A 16,867-nucleotide genomic window follows, 5' to 3' on the forward strand; every position below is an offset into this window, starting at 1 on the left:
TAAGCGCTACTCTCACGACCTGGACTGTCGTTGGTGAGCTTTTTCGGGAACTGGATACCAACGCAAAGCCTCGACCTGCGTAACCCGAATTGCATCTGATCCCAAGACGTTCACATATCGACAATCCCTACCGTATCTTTTCAAATTTCCCCACCGGCCTGTCATAAACGAACGGTATTCTCAGCGCCATCGTTTCGGTGCATCGCTTTGATTGGTATTCGCCAAAGGTATCCGTTCACTCCGATCCTTCCTGAGACTGCCATGCAAACTTCGACTCTGCGCGCTCATATTCGCGTCGATACTTCCCGGGCTGTTGCTGTCCGCCTGCGGTAGTTCGGATTCACCGAGTCAATCGGCGTGTGGTGGCGCATCCGTATCGGCGAAGATGAGCTGACCGTCGGCCGCTACGCCTGCTTCGTCATCCTGAGTATTTTCCTATCGTCGACATATATGCCTGAAATCGGCTGCCGTACGTATGCGGACGGCCAACCGCTCCCCATAGAACACTCGAACGCCACACGGTGGTGACCGCCGCGCAAGCCGGGACCTACACGGCCGACAACCTGCCTTATGGGCTCGGACCGCGCGTGCCGATGACCGTCGTCTCACCGTGGAGCAACGGGGCCTTCGTTTGCTCGCAAGTATTCGATCACACGTCGGTGCTGCAATTTATCGAAAAACGTTTTGGCGTGATTGAAGCGAACCTCACGCCGTGGCGTCGCGCCATATGCGGTGACTTGACGTCGGCGTTCGATTTTTCGAAGCCTGATGCCACCGTGCCGCCGCTGCCGAGTACGACCGGATACATCGCAGCGGCCGATATGCAATGCGCATTGCCGACCGGCCAGACCGCGCCGGCTGCGACCGCGCCTCAGGCTATCGCGGCGCAGGAGCCGGGCACGCGTCCGGCGCGGCCATTGCCTTATGAGCTGCATGTGAACGGCACGTTGCAGGTGAAAAGCCAGACATACACGCTGAGCTTCGCGAACACAGGCAAGGTGGGCGCAAATTTTTATGTGTACACGGCTGACCCAACGGCGATGCCCAAGCGTTATACCGTCGAAGCAGGCAAGCAGCTTTCCGATACGTGGCCCGCCGATAAGAACGGCCAATACTCGTTGAGCGTGGTTGGTCCGAACGGATACTTCCGGCGCTTCACAGGTGCGGTGGCGGCCGATGCTGCCGTACAAGCCGAGACGGTGACGTGCTACGACGTGGCCAACGGCAATGTCTATCTGACGCTCGGCAATCAGGGCACTGCGCCGGTGGTCTTCACGGTGACCGATTTGGCATACGGCCAGCCGCCGCGATCAATCACGGTGCCTGCGATCAAAACCGCCGAGGATCACTGGGATCTGTCATGCAGCAGTAACCGGTACGACCTGCATGTCACGATGCCATCCAACCCGGCATTCCAGCGTCGTCTCGCGGGGCATGTTGAAACCGGGCGTGCAGGCACGAGCGATTCTGCTGCCACGGCGCCGGTGACGAAAGCTGTCTGAAGAACATTGAAAATGGATCGCGCGGCTTCGGCCGGCGCGCATCAAGTGGCGCGTTGCAACGCATTCGGTGAACGAACGCCCATCGCGCGTATTTCGCTCTCACTTTCAGCGCCGCATCTGCTGACGGGGTGCTCCAAAAACCTGACCTCGAGTCCAAGTCCTTCCACGCACCAATTCTCACGTTTCTGAACGCATCTTGCGGACGTCCCTATCGTCTACTATTATGGACGGTATGAGATCATTAATAGACGATACCGGACCTCGCATCGCTCGCCGTATTCGGCTTGAACGAAGTGCGCGCGGATGGTCACTCGCGGACTTGGCCGAGTCCTCCGGAGTCGCCAAGGCGACGATCAGCAAGATTGAGCGCGAGGAAATCAGCCCCACCGCGGTCACGCTGGTGCGACTGGCCGGCGCCTTCGATTTAACGCTTGCGGGCCTGTTGGTGAGAGCAGAGGGCAATGGAGACCGCTTGTCGCGGGCGGCCGATCAACCGCTCTGGCGCGATCCCAAGACCGGTTATCTGCGTAAGCAGGTATTCAACAACCCGGACCATCCGGTGGAGATTGTTCAGGTCGATCTGCCGGCGGGACGACAGGTGGTGTTGCCTTCATCGTCTTATGCTCATATCCGCCAGGTCGTGTGGGTGTTGGTAGGCGATCTCGTGATCCTGGAAGGCGGTGAGCGGTACGCTTTGAGCGCCGGCGATTGCCTGGGGTTTGGTCCGCCTTCGGAGGTAACCCTGGCGAACGAAACCGCATCGATTTGTACCTATCTCGTTGTTCTCGCCCGGACTTAATGAACTTAATGGACTTAAGGGATGTAATGCCCGATGTCGAACATTGAAATCAGCGAATTACACGCATCATCGACGACGTTCGAGATGCTCAGCGGGCTCTTGATCGAGACTGTCGCAAACGGTGGTTCGGTCAGCTTCATGCATCCGCTGCAGCCCGAAGCCGCGGATGCGTTCTGGGCCAATGCGCTGGCTGCCGCAACTCGTGGCGAACGAGTGGTTCTCGGCGCGTGGGACAGTAAGAGACTGGTGGGAACCGTCACCCTGTTGCTCGACTGTCCGCCTAATCAACCGCATCGGGCAGAAATAGCCAAATTGATGACCGGTCTTAGCTATCGCAGGCGAGGAGTGGCGTTGTCGCTGATGCAGGCCGCAGAAAATATGGCCGCGAAGCGCGGACGTACGTTGCTGGTTCTCGACACGGCAACCGATGGTGGAGCGTCGACGCTTTACGAACGTCTCGGGTTCACTCTTGCGGGAGAGATTCCCGACTATGCGCTGAAGCCGCATGGCGGGCTGACGGGTACCAAGATTTATTGGAAGCGAATTGGCACTCGGCAGATATAAGCGCTTTTTTTGTGTTCGCGCTCCGAATTAAATTTTAATTCGGATTACAGACGATATTGCCGTGACGATCAACCGCCTTCGCGGCTGGGTCGTCGCAACCTTCCTGCGAACTTGCGGAAGACTGCATCGGTAATTAGAGCGCCAGTCTTCAGGGCACTTAGGGTTTTATGTTTGACTGCTCTATCCGGTTATGTACTTCGCGCGTCAATGCCTCGATACGTTCGCTCATTTGCTTCGTGATCTCGGTCAACTTGGTATTTTGTTCGAGCAAGGCAACAAGTTGATCGGTCTGTCGGGCCGCTTGCAACTGGCGCGCTTCATTCGCGGAGGCGAGGTCTTCGCGATGCCGCGCATCGGCGTCGGCATTGACCTTGTCGCGATCCGCTTGCCGCGTTTGCGCAAGCAGAATCAAAGGCGCGGCGTAAGCGGCCTGGAGACTAAACGCAAGGTTGAGAAGAATGAAAGGATAAACGTCGAACTTGGTCAGGCCGGCGACATTGATGCCAATCCACACGGCAACAATAATCGTTTGCCCGACGAGGAAAGTGGGTGTTCCGAAGAAGCGTGCAAACCGCTCGGCTTTTAGCGCAAACCAGTCGTCGCCGAATACTGACGAAAGGTGCACGTATGGCAGATGAAACCGTAAGTGATGTTGTTTGGTTTTGTGCTGTTCGTCAGGCGGAATGGGACTGTTCATGGTGTGCTCTCTCGCTTGGCGATTAACGTAACGGTGCCGTTGTTATACACAGTCGGCGTTAGCGTTGCACTCATAAAAGCAAGCAATGAACGCGAGTAGCACAGGCGTTATCAATGCTTAGGTGAGGTTATTCGGGAGCCTGGTGCATCCAGGAAGACCTTTGCCACGAAGCGACAAAGCCAGCAAGAGTGAGTGCTGACTTCGTCCGAGACCGAGTGAAGAAAGCCGTATGTTGCTAAGCACAGCATACGGCTGACAACGCTCTTGAAATCAGCCCTTAACCTTGCCGATTTCAAACTGAAAGTCTGCAATACCATCAACGCCGCCAGCGACCTGATCGCCCGGTTTCAACGCACCGACGCCCGCCGGCGTACCGGTAAAAATCAGGTCACCCGGCTTGATGACAACCGCCTGCGACACCTGACTGATGATGTCCGCAACCGGCCAGATCAGGTCGCTGAGATCACCCGTTTGCCGCGTCTCGCCATTGACCGTCAACCAAATGCGGCCGCTGCCCGGATGACCGATCTCGCTTGCAGGACGAATAGCGGTTACAGGCGCAGATTCGTCGAAGCCCTTGGCCCAGTCCCACGGCCGGCTCATCTTCTTGGCGACCGCTTGCAGATCGCGTCGCGTGAGGTCCACGCCCACGCTGTAGCCGAAGATGTACGACAGCGCATCGTTCGGCTCGATTTGCCGGCCCTCTTTTCCGATGGCAATCACCATCTCTATCTCGTGATGCAGGTCGTCGGTGAGCATCGGGTACGCAAGTGTTCCCGTTGCAGGAACGACAGCGTCGGCCGGTTTCGTAAAGAAGAACGGCGGTTCGCGATCAGGATTGGCGCCCATCTCGCGCGCGTGATCGGCGTAATTGCGTCCTACGCAAAAGACGCGGCGTACCGCGAAGGCGGCATTCGACCCAGTGACGGGCACAGCAACAGTTTGGGGAGCGGGAAAGACGTATTCGGTCATGGCGGAAAGCTCGAAGTTGGAAGTTGTCTGGCGCGGATCATCGCGACGTTTACAGACAATATGCTTCGGCCCACCTCTCGTGCAGGACAAATCCGCCCTACGCCTTGGATTAAATTGCTCTATTCCGGATCCCGCCAGCGAAAGGACGGGCAGGAGTCTATGGCTCGAATTGCGACGCCCGGTATTCCGTAGGCGATATTCCTACCGCCTGCCGGAAGCGTCGGGTGAAATAGGCTTCGTCGCGAAAGCCGACCAGGAACGCGATGTCCCTGACGCGACGGGTATCGTCTGCAAGCAATGCTTTTGCCCGGCTGATTCTTTGATCCGTTACCCATTGCACGAACGTCCTGCCGGTTTCCTTTTTCATCAGGCGGGCAACATAGCCGGGCGTCAACGCTGCTGCGATTGCGGCCGACCCCAGCGAAAGCGTGTCGTCTTCGAGGTGCGCCAGAACGTGACGCATCACCTTGCTGATGGAGTCGCGGCGGTTCACCGCGCGCTCACCAAGCGACGCCAGTTGCATCAGCGGGTCCGCATATCGTGCGCAAACAAGTCCGATCAATTGCAGGAGATAACCACGAAGCCGGCTAGTCGCACCAAACCCGCGCGCACTGTCTATTTCCATCATAAGGTGAACGATGCGTTCGACTTCGACGAGGTCCGGCTCCGTCAGCTTGAAATCGGTTTCATCTTGGAAGCGAAAGGGCGCTAGCTCTGGAAACCGGATGATGGGAACACTGCCAAGGTCGATCCGGCCATCGACTGCATCGACATCAAGACCGAGGAAGTCCAGCGCGAAATTGATCACGATGAACCGTGAGTGTTCAGGGTGCGGAATCATGTGCACCCGATGCGGCGCGATGAACGCCAATGAGCCTGTTGGGAACGGACGCGTTACATCGCCGATCTGCTGCTGCGTGTCGCCCCCCAGATTGATCTGGATCTGGAAGTAGTCGTGCTTGTGCGGTTCCGTAATCGCGGAGCGTAAGGTCTGGTCGCGAATATAAAAGTCGAGGCGATCACTGCGCTCGGGCATCGCATAGGTTCGGGAAGAGCGTTTGACGATTGCGCTCATTGGCACGAATTCTTGTGCGAGATTCCGTTTCCCTTAAGGGCTGGCGATTTCGACGAATACACGGTGGCTATCGTAAGAAAATTAATGTTGTCTTGCCTAAAGCAAGCCTTAAGCATACCGCTTCGCCCAAAGCGTTGCCTTATCCACTCAATAGCCACCAGATCGCCGCCAAACAACGTGGAAGGACGCACAAGCCCAAAGGCCCCATGCGCAGTAGGGTAGAAAATACGAATGCCCGGCAAGCGGTAACATCATCGGGACGTTTGAAGCTTGGGCGTCGATCCGTCCGGCATGATCGAGCGCGACGAAATTGCGAATATTACCCGGACACCACCTGCTGGGCGCATGCATGGCCCCCGTCACTGGCACATAAGCGTTCTATGACCTCTGTTCTTCTACTTGAAAATATCCACGACACCGCTGTCGCGCGTTTCAGCGAAGCGAAACTCGAGGTTGAGCGCCGCGCGGGTGCGCTCGCCGGCACGGATTTAACGAGCGCACTTCAAGCACATAACCTGGTCGGGATTCGCTCGGCAACGCATCTCAGGCGCGAGGAAATAGATGCCGCGCGCCATCTGCTCGCAATCGGCTGCTTCTGCATTGGCACGTCCCAAGTCGATTTGGACGCGGCCGCGAATGCAGGAATTCCCGTGTTCAACGCGCCATTTTCGAACACGCGCTCCGTCGCGGAACTGGTGATCGCTGAAGCTATCTTGCTGCTGCGCCGCGTGCCCGAAAAGAGCGTGCTGGCACATGCTGGAACCTGGGCCAAAGGAGCCAGCGGATCGTTCGAAACGCGCGGCAAGACCATTGCGATAGTTGGGTACGGAAACATCGGCTCGCAGGTTGGCGTGCTTGCCGAAGCGATGGGAATGCGCGTGGTGTATTACGACGTGCAAGCACGGCTCTCGCTGGGTTCTGCCCGCGCGGCGCAATCGCTCGCCGACGCGGTCGCTCATGCCGACGTGGTGACGCTCCATGTGCCCGCAACGGCCCAGACGAACCGCATGATCGACGCAGCAACGCTGGCGTGTTTCAAGGCCGGCGCGATCCTGATCAATGCATCGCGCGGTTCGGTGGTTGATATCGATGCCCTCGCACAAGCGCTGCAGGCGAAGCGGCTGGGCGGTGCTGCCATCGACGTATTCCCGGAGGAGCCCAAGACCAACGCGGATATTTTCAAAAGCGTGCTTCAGCATTTGCCTAACGTGATCCTGACGCCTCATGTGGGCGGCAGCACGGAGGAAGCGCAGGAGAACATCGGGACGGAAGTCGCGACCAAACTTATTTCGTTTCTGACGACCGGCGACACAGTGGGATCGGTCAATTTTCCGCATGTCAATCCGGGGCCGCTCGACGCGCCCGCGCGCCTGCTCAACGTCCACGGCAATGCGCCCGGTGCGCTCGCGACGCTCAACACCCGGCTGGCGGGCGAGGGCGCCAACATTGTCGCTCAGCATTTGCAGACGCAGGGTCAGACCGGCTACGTAGTAACGGACCTCGATAGAACCCCATCGAACGAACTGATCCAGGCGCTGGCCCGCGAACCGGGCTTCATCCGAACGCGCCTGCTGGTCAAATAATCCGGCGTCATTGAGGGACCGCGCGACTAATGGAAGCCGGTCCCTTTTCACCACTGCATCAACGCAAGATCAGCTAGGTGAAGCTGAGAACGATTACGCATTTTGTATCGATAAGCGTCGTGGTGCTTAGCTTATTGCGATCGAATTCCCCGCATCACCCCCGCTAGCACCCAGCGCATCTACTCAATTCTTGCAAAGCGAAAGCCCGTATGAGTTGGCATCCAGCCATCGGTCATAGGCAAGCGTATCCGTTGCATGCGCCGCCCTCGGGCGTCGGCCAACATTCTCACAAGAATGGCGGATATGACATGCAGTCGCGTCCTAGGATAGTAGAGCGTTAGCGCTCTTACGCAGACAACAACGCGACGCACTCCGGACCCTGTGCATTCGTGCGCGCCCGATGATTCCGGGAGGGCTATGCTCGAGGATTCGCTCACGATCCGAAACGAGACGATGCCAGCGCAGCACGATCTTGCACGTCAGCATGGCAGGCGCGCTTAAGACTTTCACTTTGTCATCTTTCACATGCTGTGCGTGACGCTCGCATCCATGGCGTCATTCGGGATGAATCATGCAACCGGAGGTGGCGCCGCTTGATCGCGCGCACATAAAAAATCGATCTCGCTGGAGGGCACATGAATACGCACGAAGCCATCAGGATCGGGGACGTCGAACTCAATGTAGAGCGCTACGAATTGCGCCGTGCGGGCCAGCACATCCGACTGGAACGCTTGCCGATGGAACTCCTGATTTTCATGGTTTCGCGCGGTGGCGAGCTGGTTACGCGCGCTGACATCGTCAGGATGTTGTGGAGCGGCAACGCGTATCGCGATACCGACAACAGCATTAACACGGCGATCCGGAAAATCCGGATCGCGCTCGGCGAGAATCCGGACGACCCGAAGTATCTGCTTACTATCAAGGGCAAGGGTTATCGGCTCGATGGCGTTCGGATGTCGCCCGTGCAGCCGGAAGCGGTCGCGCCGGCCGCCTTTCGCGCGCTGGTGCTGCCCTTCGAAAATAAAAGCGGCGACCCGGCCCAGGACAGTTTCTGCGATGCCCTCGCCGACGAGACTTCCGCGAACATCGGCATGTCGCATGCGGAACAGATCTGCGTGATTGCCAGGACCACGGCTGCAAGTTATCGGCGATCCAACAAGAGCATTGCGCAGATGGCGCATGAGTTGGCGGTCGACTATGTGCTGGAAGGTTCGCTCACGCGAGAGGGCGGACGCGTGCGCGTCCTGGCGCAACTGATTCGCTGTACGGACCAGGCGCAGATCTGGGGCCGTGCTTATGAGCCGTCGGCAAGCGGTTCGATGGATATGCAGAAGGAGGTTGGAACCGCGCTGGCGCGGGATGTCTGGCCGACGCTCGTGGAGCAGCAGCGGCTCACGCTGACAAGGCACCTGCCGATCGATCCGGCGGCGCACGATGCGTACTTGCACGGAAAGTATTACTGGTTGCGCCGGGTTCATTTTCACCCGGGATTCGCCGCGCATCACGGACTGAGCGGCGAGGACTTCACGCGTGCGCTCGGCTACTTCGAGACCGCGCTCGAGCGTGATCCGACCTGCGCGCTTGGTTATGCCGGTTTGTCGAATATCTATGGATCGACCGTGACGCATGGCTTGTTTGCGCCATCGCAAGGTTATCCGAAGGCCAGGGAAGCCGCGCTTCGCGCATTGGAACTTGACCCGGACTTGCCGGAAGCGCATCACGCGCTGGCTGGCGTGCACTATTTCTATGACTGGGACTGGCGTAAGGCTGAGACGGAATTTCTCGAAGCGCTGCGCCTGAATCCCAATCTCGCCGAAACCAGCCGCCTCTACGCGCGGCTGTTGATGGTGCTTGGGCGCGAGACGGAGGGGCGCGCGCAGTTCGAGCGGGCGGAGCGGCTTGACCCGCTCACATTCGATGGTTCACGGATCTTCGGACTAGTGTTATCGGGCCGGTACGAGGAAGTCACCCGGGAGTTTCTGACCGAGGGGCATGGCAACCGTTCGCCATTGATCTATCAGGTGCTGTCGATCGCGTTCGAAGCGCAGGGCGCGTACAAGGAAGCGGTGGAAGCGACCGTCGATGCGTTAACGCGTTGCAACGACTTTGCGAGAGCCGATGTGATCCGGACCGTGTGGGAAGCAAGCGGATACGACGCAGTGCTGCAATGGTACTTGCAGGACTTACTGGCGAGGCGGCAGTCGGCTTACACGTCGCCGCTGCTGTTTGCGGAGATCTACGCCCGGCTGGGCAAGCAGGACGAGATGTTTCATTGGCTCGATGTGGCGCTGGCCGAGCGATCGTCCCGCCTGTGCGAGTTGCGCACGAATGCGTGGTTCGATCACTATCGATCGACAGGGCGATTTCGTAACCTCGAAAAGCGGATTGGATATTAATGGAGGCTTTCTGTAGTCCGCGTGCCGGACGCCCGTCACGCGGATTGGAAGCTCACGCCAAGGTCAATTCCCGTGATAGATCTCTTGCAACCGGCTTTGTTCTCCGGATTGCTGTGAACGAATGAGATCCTGGTAGACCTGTTGCCGCGTCAGGCCCGCTGGCATGCCTGCATCGCTTCTGGAGATATCCGTTATGCCGCCAACGTCCTGCGCGGGCTGTGCGGTGGTTTGTGCGGTCATAGGCTGGTCTTGCGCCCATGCTTGTCCAACGAGGAGGGCAGCAGCGCATGCCCCCACGATTCTAAGCGTCTTCATGTTGATTTCTCCCAAAAGCCGAGGTTGGACCGGTCAGCAAACTACTGGCCGAAAAAGGCGATACCGGGCGGCTGAGCGTCCGGGCTCGCGTGGGGCCATGTTGCGACGCTGCTTTAAGGAACTCCATCGACGCAAGATGAAGAAATCGTTAACGAGCTTCATAGGCGGGAACAATGCGACTCGAATTGCATGCGGATCGACTCGGCCGCGAGAAGGCGTAAAGTTTCAGCGAGCCGCATGGTTGCGTTGCCCGAGGGAGTAAATCGATCGGTTATATTCGTCGCTAAGAGATCTAAAACACCTGCTTAAGAACCGCGTGAGTACGACAAAAATGCGATTGCTTATTCAACGTTGCGCCTGGTGTTTGCTGGCATTTATATCGATAGCAAGCCATTCAGCGCTTGCCGGCGACCTGCGCAGTAATCGCGGAAACGATCCGTTTTTCCAGATATCCAAGGCAATCACCGCATGCCCGGCTCCTTTGGGGCCGTTGGAGACGGAGCAGGAATGGAATAACGACGCGCATTACCGGATCGAGCGCGGCAATAGCTGCTGGGTGGAAGGGCGATGCCGGTTGTCCAATTCGTATCGCTACGATGCCGAGATAGCCGAAGCGGTTCAACGTCGGCTCAGCATGATCAGTCTTGCTACCCAATGGCGCGAGCAAACATCGTTATGGTTATTGCTGCAGCGCAGGTTTATCTACGTGCAAGGGTGTGTATCGCCGGGTTTCGATAAAGACAGATTCCTCGCGGAGCTGGCAAAAACGGCGGATGTCGAGAAGGTCATCGACAACACGACCACCGATCCCAAGGCAAAGCCCTTACCGTATCCACCCTCGGCACCGTAAAGGAGGAGATGAAGATGAAGGTCAAGCGCATAGTCGCCAACATTGGCGCGCAAGACGTGGCCGGCGCCCGGTCGTTCTATCAGGAGGTGCTGGGTCTGAACCTGCTCATGGACCAAGGCTGGATTCAGACCTTCGGTTCAGAGACGGCCATGAGCGTCCAGGTTAGCGTGGCCTCGGAGGGCGGATCCGGCACACCGGTGCCGGACCTGTCGATCGAGGTAGACGACGTGGACGCCGCCCTGGAGCGCATGAAAGCCGCGGGTTTCCCGATTGAATACGGGCCCGCCGATGAACCTTGGGGCGTCAGACGTTTCTACGTGCGCGATCCGTTCGGCAAGCTCGTCAATGTGCTTGCCCACACCTGAACCGGCCACCTTGGCGAAAGACCGCGCCTTCAACATCGAATGGCACAACCGTCAAAAACTTAGTTGGCCTGCGGCACATTCGACTTGTTCCCCGCCAACGGTGAGCCATAACCACCGCTTTGCGTGTTATTGGGCAGACCGTTGATCAACTGCGCACGCGGATCGGTCGGATTCAGGTTCATCTCACCCGCTTGCTGATTGCCGTGCGACGGATACTCGCTGCCCAGCGGCGCATTCGGCATTAACTTCGGGTTGTTAGCGGGAGCGCGCATGTCGTCATTGGGACTCAAACCCATACTCATGCTTTGCGCATGGACCGCCTGAGTAGCAAACGACGTGACTAGCACGGCGGCGGAAACCGATAAAACGCGCTTCAACGTAACGATAATGGTCATGACTGAACTCCCTAAGTAAGTGGGTTTTTTCGTGTCCTTGCCGTCTTGTCGCGTCACTTGGCACGTCATTTAAGTACGTCACCAAGCACGCGTTTTTGTCGTGTCAAAAGCGTGTCAAACAAAGCGATTGCGTGGGTCATGCACGCATTGTTTTACTTGCCCGGCTTCTTAAGCTTAGCCTCGCGTTTGGGCCGCTGGCCGATAATTTTTGTCCGGGTTTTGTTCTTCAGTTTCTTCCACTGCTTGCACTCGTCCTTTGTCCGTAAGCAACCTACACAAAGACCGGTTTTACTGTCGAATTTGCAGATATTGATGCAGGGAGACTCCACGGCCATTAGATATCCATTGCGCGTACGCGTTAGCCAGACCGTCTGAATCTCGCACGATGTATGCCCGCGGACCTAAAACATAATCTGCATGGGGACAATAGGCGCGCCACGTGCTAAGCGTAAATTGGCGCCCGGGGCCCTGCGAGACCGAGTGCTAATATTTGGAACCATTTCGCTCGTTGCACTGCGCCGACCGACATACCGGCTTTTGCTGGACGACCATGCCGAAACCCATTCTGTTCTCCACGCTAAGCCAGCTTGAATTCGAGCGGGCCGTGCTCGGGCGTGTGGTGGCGGGCATGCCGTTGCGCGAGGTGCTTGAGCACGTGGTGCATCGTGTGGAAAGCCGCTCTGAACAGCGGTTGCGAGCCTCCATTCTGCTCGTCGATATAACAGGGAAGCGCCTCATACACGGCGCTGCGCCGAGTTTGCCTGATGAATACAACCGCATCGTGGACGGTTTGGAATTCGGGCCGTTGATGGGGTCATGCGGGGCGGCGGCGTTCCGCGGCGAGCCGGTGATCGTGGAAGATATCCAGACCGATCCGGTTTGGGCCGCTTTCCGCGATATCGCCCGGCAATACGACTTGCGCGCGTGCTGGTCCATGCCCATCCAGGCCGCCGACGGCCGCCTGCTCGGCACGTTCGCCAACTACTACGCAATCCCGAAAACGCCATCGCGCGAAGAACTGGAGGACATCGCGCAAGTAGCGAGCATCGCGGCGCTCGCTATCGAGCGCCATGCAAGCGACCGGGCTTTGCGCGAAAGCGAAGAGCGCCTGCGCATCGCGCAGCAGGCGGGCGGAATTGGCACCTTCGAGATATTTCCGCACAACGGGCGCTTGGCCGTTTCCGAAGAATTGTGCTGGCAATGGGGTTTGACGCCCCGTCATGAATACCCTCTCGATGACCTGCTGGAACTCGTGCATCCTGACGACCGCGAGCGCGTACGCGCCGGCCATCTCGACATGCCTGCGGGCGCGCTCGATTATCTGGAGTACCGCATCCGCCGGCCGGACAACGGCGAGGAGCGCTGGATGGCACGCCGTGGCGAAGCGATTCCAGATACGGCGGGCGGCTTGCGTTATCTCGGCGTGACTTACGACATCACCGGGCATAAGCGCTTCGAAGAACGCCTGCGTGTCAGCGAGACGCAATTGCGGCGCTTGAACGATTCGCTCGCCGCCGAAGTCGACGCGCGTACCCGCGAGCGCAACAGCATTTGGCGCAACTCGCGCGACCTGTTTATTGTCGCTAGCAGCGCGGGCGTGCTGCGGGCCGTCAATCCGGCCTGGACCGATATTCTCGGCTTCCGCGAGGACGAGCTGATCGGCAAGTCGTTCGCGGAAATCGTCCATCCTGATGACGTCGACGCTACCGAAGCCGCGCTGCTGTCGGCGGCACGGTCGGGACTGGTGCGGTTCGAGAACCGCAATCGCCACAAGGATGGTTCGTACCGGTGGGTGTCGTGGGTTGCTGCGCCCGAAGGCGATGCGCTTTACGGCAACGGCCGCGATGTCACCAGCGAAAAGGAAACTCAGCGGGCGCTTCAACAAACCGAAGAAGCGCTGCGCCAGGCGCAGAAAATGGAGGCGCTTGGCCAACTCACGGGCGGGATTGCGCACGATTTCAACAATCTCCTGCAAGGCATTACGGGGCCGCTTGAACTGATCCGCCGATACACCCAGCTTGGCCGGACCAATGACATCGAGCGGTTTATTTCGATGGCGACCGGTGCGGCCAACCGGGCGGCATCGCTCACCCATCGGCTGCTGGCGTTTTCGCGGCGTCAGCCGCTCGACCCGAAGCCGGTGAACGCAGATGAGCTGCTGCATTCCATCGACGATCTGCTCAAGCGGACGATGGGCGAAGCGATCGATACGCGTGTGGTGCGCAATCCGCATTTGTGGCTCACGCGCTGCGACGCGAATCAGCTTGAAAACGCGCTGCTGAATTTCGCGATCAACGCGCGCGACGCCATGCCGGAAGGCGGCCGGCTGACGCTTGAAACCGGCAACGTGGAACTCGGCCACGACTTCGCCGCGCGCCATCCCGATGTGGCGCCGGGCGCTTACGTGGTGGTATCGGTGTCGGATACGGGGGCGGGCATGCCGGCCGACGTCAAGGCGCGCGCCTTCGACCCGTTCTATACGACTAAGCCGCTGGGCCAGGGCACGGGGCTGGGTTTATCGATGGCTTACGGGTTTGCGAAGCAGTCGGGCGGGATTGCGACGATCGACAGCGCGCCCGACGCCGGCACCACGATCCGGCTGTATCTGCCGCGTTTTTCGGGCGATCCGGGCACGCAGGAGATCGCGAGCGAACTGAACGACGCGCATCGTGCGGCCGGGCGGCACGCAATCCTGGTGGTGGAAGACGACGAGTCCGTGCGAGAACTCGTGTGCGAGATCCTGCGCGATCTGGATTATCAGGTGCTCGAAGCGTTCGATGGCCCGTCCGGATTGATCATCCTTAATTCGGATGTGCGCATCGACTTGCTGGTGACTGACGTCGGGCTTCCCGGTCTGAACGGCCGGCAACTGGCGGATGCCGCGCGGGCGACGCGGCCCAGGTTGCGAGTGCTTTTTATGACCGGTTATGCTGAAGCGGCGACCCGCACGAATGGTTTCCTCGATACCGGCATGGAAATGATTACCAAGCCGTTCACGCTGGAGTCCATGGCGAGCCGGATTCGCCGGATGGTGACGCTGAGCGTGACAGACGAATAGGCGCCGAGCGCTCCCGTAAAACCTCACCTTTGTGCTCCCGTATTACCTCACCGTTTGGCGCAAATGGCATGTCGTTTGCTCAGACTTGTCGACGTTCCTTCGATACCCGAGCCGCCGGACACCGGCTCGTGGCAATCCAGACACGGAAAACGTGCGCCCGCGTCGCGATCCTGCCCGGACTAGCGCGTGCGTTGCTGCGTCTGATTCCGCGCTGTCTTTATGTCCCTATAGCGTCATTAACGAGAACGCAGTCATGAATCAAGATCCCGTGCCCCGTCGGCCGTCAACCGTGGTTTTGCCGCCCGAAGGACCGGGATTGCGGGCGCTGACATCGCTAATTACCGGTGTAGTCGTGATTTGCGTGCTGTATTTCGGTCGCGCGGTGCTGATTCCGATCATCCTCGCTGTTTTGTTGAGCTTCCTGGTCGCGCCGTTCGTGGACTTGTTGCGGCGGCTGAAGTTCGGGCAGGTGCCGTCGGTGATCGTGGCCGTGCTGGTCGCGTTGTCGGTGCTGACCGCGGTCGGCGCGCTCATCGGCGCTCAGGTGGCGCAGCTCGCCGGCGACCTGCCGCAGTATCAGGTTGCGGTGGAACGGAAGATTGACTCGGTGCAGCAAAAGACCATTGGCCGGGCCGATGCGTTTCTCGGCAAGGCGGCGACGGCGCTCAAACGCCTTTCGCCGAATCGCCAGGACGAAATTCGCAAGAACGAAGAAAATCCCGCAACCTCGCCCATCGATTCCCCGATGCCGGTAGAAGTCCACGAACCGGCGCCGTCGCCCGTGGAACTGGCGCAGCGGTTTTTATCGCCGATACTCAGTCCGCTGGAAACCACCGGCATCGTGCTCGTGGTCGCCATCTTCATCTTGTTGCAGCGTGAAGACTTGCGCGACCGGCTGATCCGGCTGTTTGGCTCGCGCGACCTGCATCGCGCGACGACCGCCATGGACGAAGCCGCTCGCCGGCTGTCTCGCTACTTCCTCGCGCAACTTGGCATCAACATGGGCGTGGGGGTGATCATCGCGATCGGGCTGGCGATCATCGGCGTGCCCGGCGCGTTGCTGTTCGGCGTCCTCACCGGCTTGCTGCGCTTCGTGCCGTATGTGGGCACCTGGATCGCGGCGTTGCTGGCCGTGGTGTTCGCGGCGGCCGTGGGTCCCGGCTGGTCGATGATGATCTGGACCATCGTGCTGTTCGGCGTGACCGACGTGGTCGCGGGGCAGGTGGTCGAACCGCTGCTGTACGGCCACAGCACGGGTCTTTCTCCGTTCGCGGTGATTGTGGCGGCGATCTTCTGGAGCTGGATCTGGGGACCGATCGGGCTGGTTTTATCGACGCCGCTGACCTTGTGCCTGGTGATCCTGGGCCGGCATGTGGACCGGCTTGAATTCCTCGATGTGCTGTTCGGCGACCGTCCAGCGCTGACGCCAGCGGAGAATTTCTATCAGCGATTATTGGCGAACGATCCCGATGAAGCGCTCGTGCAAGCCGAGTCGCTGCTCAAGGAGCGGTCGCTCAGCGCGTATTACGACGAAGTGGCGCTGGAGGGTTTGCGGATCGCGCATAAAGATGTGTTGCGCGGCGTCGTGACCTCGGACCAATTGAGGCGCATCAACGAATCGGCGATGGATATCGTTGAAGGGCTTGAAGAGGTCGAAGACGTGGTGATGGCGGTCAGGCAGGAGGAGGACCCGCCGGCCAGTCTTGAGATGTCGGATCGTGAAGCCGGCATCGTGCACGAAGCGCCGCCGTCTCACTTCGATGCCGCCCGCGAAGGCCACACGTCGTCCGTTTTGTGCATCGCCGGGCGCGGTGTGCTCGACGACCTGGCGGCGACGATCGCGGTGCAACTCTTCCGCAAGCATGGGCTGGGCGCGGATCTGGCGCCCTACGAACGTTTTTCGCGGACGCGCTTCGACGAGGTCGATTTGACCGGGGTATCGCTGATCTGCGTGATTTCATTCGATGCCGCCGAATCGCCGCCGTATTTGCGCAATTTGCTGCGGCGTTTGCATCAGCGCGCGGCCACGGCCGATCTGATCGTGGGATTGGTGCTCCCAAACAGCGCGCTGGAAGGCGAGGCGGTGATTCGCAAGACCTCGGCGGCTACGTCGTTCAAGGAGTTGGTCGAGGCGTGCGTGGCGGCGGCCCGGCGGCAGTCCACCGATGGCATTTCGTGGGAGGGATTGAATCCGCCGGACGCGGCTGCGTCGGCAGAAGTCGAGAGCGCCAAGGGGAAGCCGCCCGTGGTGCCGGTGTTGCGGGGGGCTTGAGGACGTTTCGACGTTCCGTTCGCG

General features: G+C 59.3%; 15 protein-coding genes. 9 read left to right on the plus strand and 6 right to left on the minus strand.

The window, feature by feature from the left end:
- Window positions 1–524 precede the first annotated feature (524 nt).
- The 3 genes from ACMX25_RS20170 (at window position 525) to ACMX25_RS20180 (ending at window position 2,865) form a co-directional block, all read left to right on the plus strand.
- Entirely contained in the window at window positions 525–1,502 is a 978-nt protein-coding gene (locus ACMX25_RS20170) for a phospholipase domain-containing protein (RefSeq protein WP_414951843.1), read from the plus strand.
- A 232-nt stretch (window positions 1,503–1,734) separates the two neighbouring features.
- On the plus strand, window positions 1,735–2,301 hold the full coding sequence (locus tag ACMX25_RS20175; protein WP_414951844.1) for a helix-turn-helix domain-containing protein: 567 nt from the start codon (window positions 1,735–1,737) through the stop codon (window positions 2,299–2,301).
- A gap of 33 nt (window positions 2,302–2,334) precedes the next feature.
- Window positions 2,335–2,865, plus strand: coding sequence for a GNAT family N-acetyltransferase (locus tag ACMX25_RS20180; RefSeq protein ID WP_414951845.1), 531 nt, complete (start codon window positions 2,335–2,337; stop codon window positions 2,863–2,865).
- Window positions 2,866–3,022: 157 nt separating this feature from the next.
- On the opposite strand, the gene ACMX25_RS20185 is transcribed toward ACMX25_RS20180, so the two are convergent.
- The 3 genes from ACMX25_RS20185 to ACMX25_RS20195 form a co-directional block, all read right to left on the minus strand.
- On the minus strand, window positions 3,023–3,562 hold the full coding sequence (locus ACMX25_RS20185) for a DUF1003 domain-containing protein (RefSeq protein ID WP_414951846.1): 540 nt from the start codon (window positions 3,560–3,562) through the stop codon (window positions 3,023–3,025).
- 270 nt (window positions 3,563–3,832) lie between these two features.
- Complete coding sequence (locus ACMX25_RS20190; RefSeq protein WP_414951847.1) at window positions 3,833–4,534, minus strand: fumarylacetoacetate hydrolase family protein; 702 nt, start codon at window positions 4,532–4,534, stop codon at window positions 3,833–3,835.
- Between the two features lie 157 nt (window positions 4,535–4,691).
- Window positions 4,692–5,609, minus strand: a complete 918-nt coding sequence (locus ACMX25_RS20195) for a helix-turn-helix transcriptional regulator (protein ID WP_414951848.1) — start codon at window positions 5,607–5,609, stop codon at window positions 4,692–4,694.
- Between the two features lie 362 nt (window positions 5,610–5,971).
- Between ACMX25_RS20195 and serA the strand changes: the two genes are divergently transcribed.
- Both serA and ACMX25_RS20205 read left to right on the plus strand, forming a co-directional pair.
- Window positions 5,972–7,192 (plus strand): phosphoglycerate dehydrogenase, encoded by a 1,221-nt coding sequence (serA, locus tag ACMX25_RS20200; RefSeq protein ID WP_414951964.1) that lies wholly within the window; start codon window positions 5,972–5,974, stop codon window positions 7,190–7,192.
- A gap of 635 nt (window positions 7,193–7,827) precedes the next feature.
- Window positions 7,828–9,588 carry a winged helix-turn-helix domain-containing tetratricopeptide repeat protein gene (locus ACMX25_RS20205; protein ID WP_414951849.1) on the plus strand — a complete coding sequence of 587 codons (1,761 nt, stop codon included), beginning with the start codon at window positions 7,828–7,830 and terminating at the stop codon, window positions 9,586–9,588.
- A 63-nt stretch (window positions 9,589–9,651) separates the two neighbouring features.
- Here ACMX25_RS20205 and ACMX25_RS20210 read toward each other — a convergent pair whose 3' ends face one another.
- Window positions 9,652–9,903: a hypothetical protein gene (locus tag ACMX25_RS20210; RefSeq protein WP_414951850.1), complete on the minus strand. Its 252-nt coding sequence runs from the start codon at window positions 9,901–9,903 to the stop codon at window positions 9,652–9,654.
- Between the two features lie 331 nt (window positions 9,904–10,234).
- Here ACMX25_RS20210 and ACMX25_RS20215 point away from each other — a divergent pair, with 331 nt between their 5' ends.
- Together ACMX25_RS20215 and ACMX25_RS20220 are read left to right on the plus strand one after the other, a co-directional pair.
- Window positions 10,235–10,753: a hypothetical protein gene (locus ACMX25_RS20215; protein WP_414951851.1), complete on the plus strand. Its 519-nt coding sequence runs from the start codon at window positions 10,235–10,237 to the stop codon at window positions 10,751–10,753.
- Window positions 10,754–10,767: 14 nt separating this feature from the next.
- Window positions 10,768–11,118 carry a VOC family protein gene (locus tag ACMX25_RS20220; protein ID WP_414951965.1) on the plus strand — a complete coding sequence of 117 codons (351 nt, stop codon included), beginning with the start codon at window positions 10,768–10,770 and terminating at the stop codon, window positions 11,116–11,118.
- Between the two features lie 59 nt (window positions 11,119–11,177).
- On the opposite strand, the gene ACMX25_RS20225 is transcribed toward ACMX25_RS20220, so the two are convergent.
- Both ACMX25_RS20225 and ACMX25_RS20230 read right to left on the minus strand, forming a co-directional pair.
- Complete coding sequence (locus tag ACMX25_RS20225; RefSeq protein WP_414951852.1) at window positions 11,178–11,513, minus strand: hypothetical protein; 336 nt, start codon at window positions 11,511–11,513, stop codon at window positions 11,178–11,180.
- Between the two features lie 152 nt (window positions 11,514–11,665).
- A complete protein-coding gene (locus tag ACMX25_RS20230; protein WP_414951853.1) occupies window positions 11,666–11,848 on the minus strand; it encodes a DUF1289 domain-containing protein in 183 nt (60 codons plus the stop codon).
- Window positions 11,849–12,063: 215 nt separating this feature from the next.
- Here ACMX25_RS20230 and ACMX25_RS20235 point away from each other — a divergent pair, with 215 nt between their 5' ends.
- A complete protein-coding gene (locus ACMX25_RS20235; RefSeq protein ID WP_414951854.1) occupies window positions 12,064–14,571 on the plus strand; it encodes a PAS domain-containing protein in 2,508 nt (835 codons plus the stop codon).
- A gap of 253 nt (window positions 14,572–14,824) precedes the next feature.
- Entirely contained in the window at window positions 14,825–16,843 is a 2,019-nt protein-coding gene (locus tag ACMX25_RS20240) for an AI-2E family transporter (protein WP_414951855.1), read from the plus strand.
- The last annotated feature ends 24 nt before the right edge of the window (window positions 16,844–16,867 follow it).

This window comes from Caballeronia eucalypticola, from assembly GCF_047608185.1.
Taxonomy (GTDB): Bacteria; Pseudomonadota; Gammaproteobacteria; order Burkholderiales; family Burkholderiaceae; genus Caballeronia.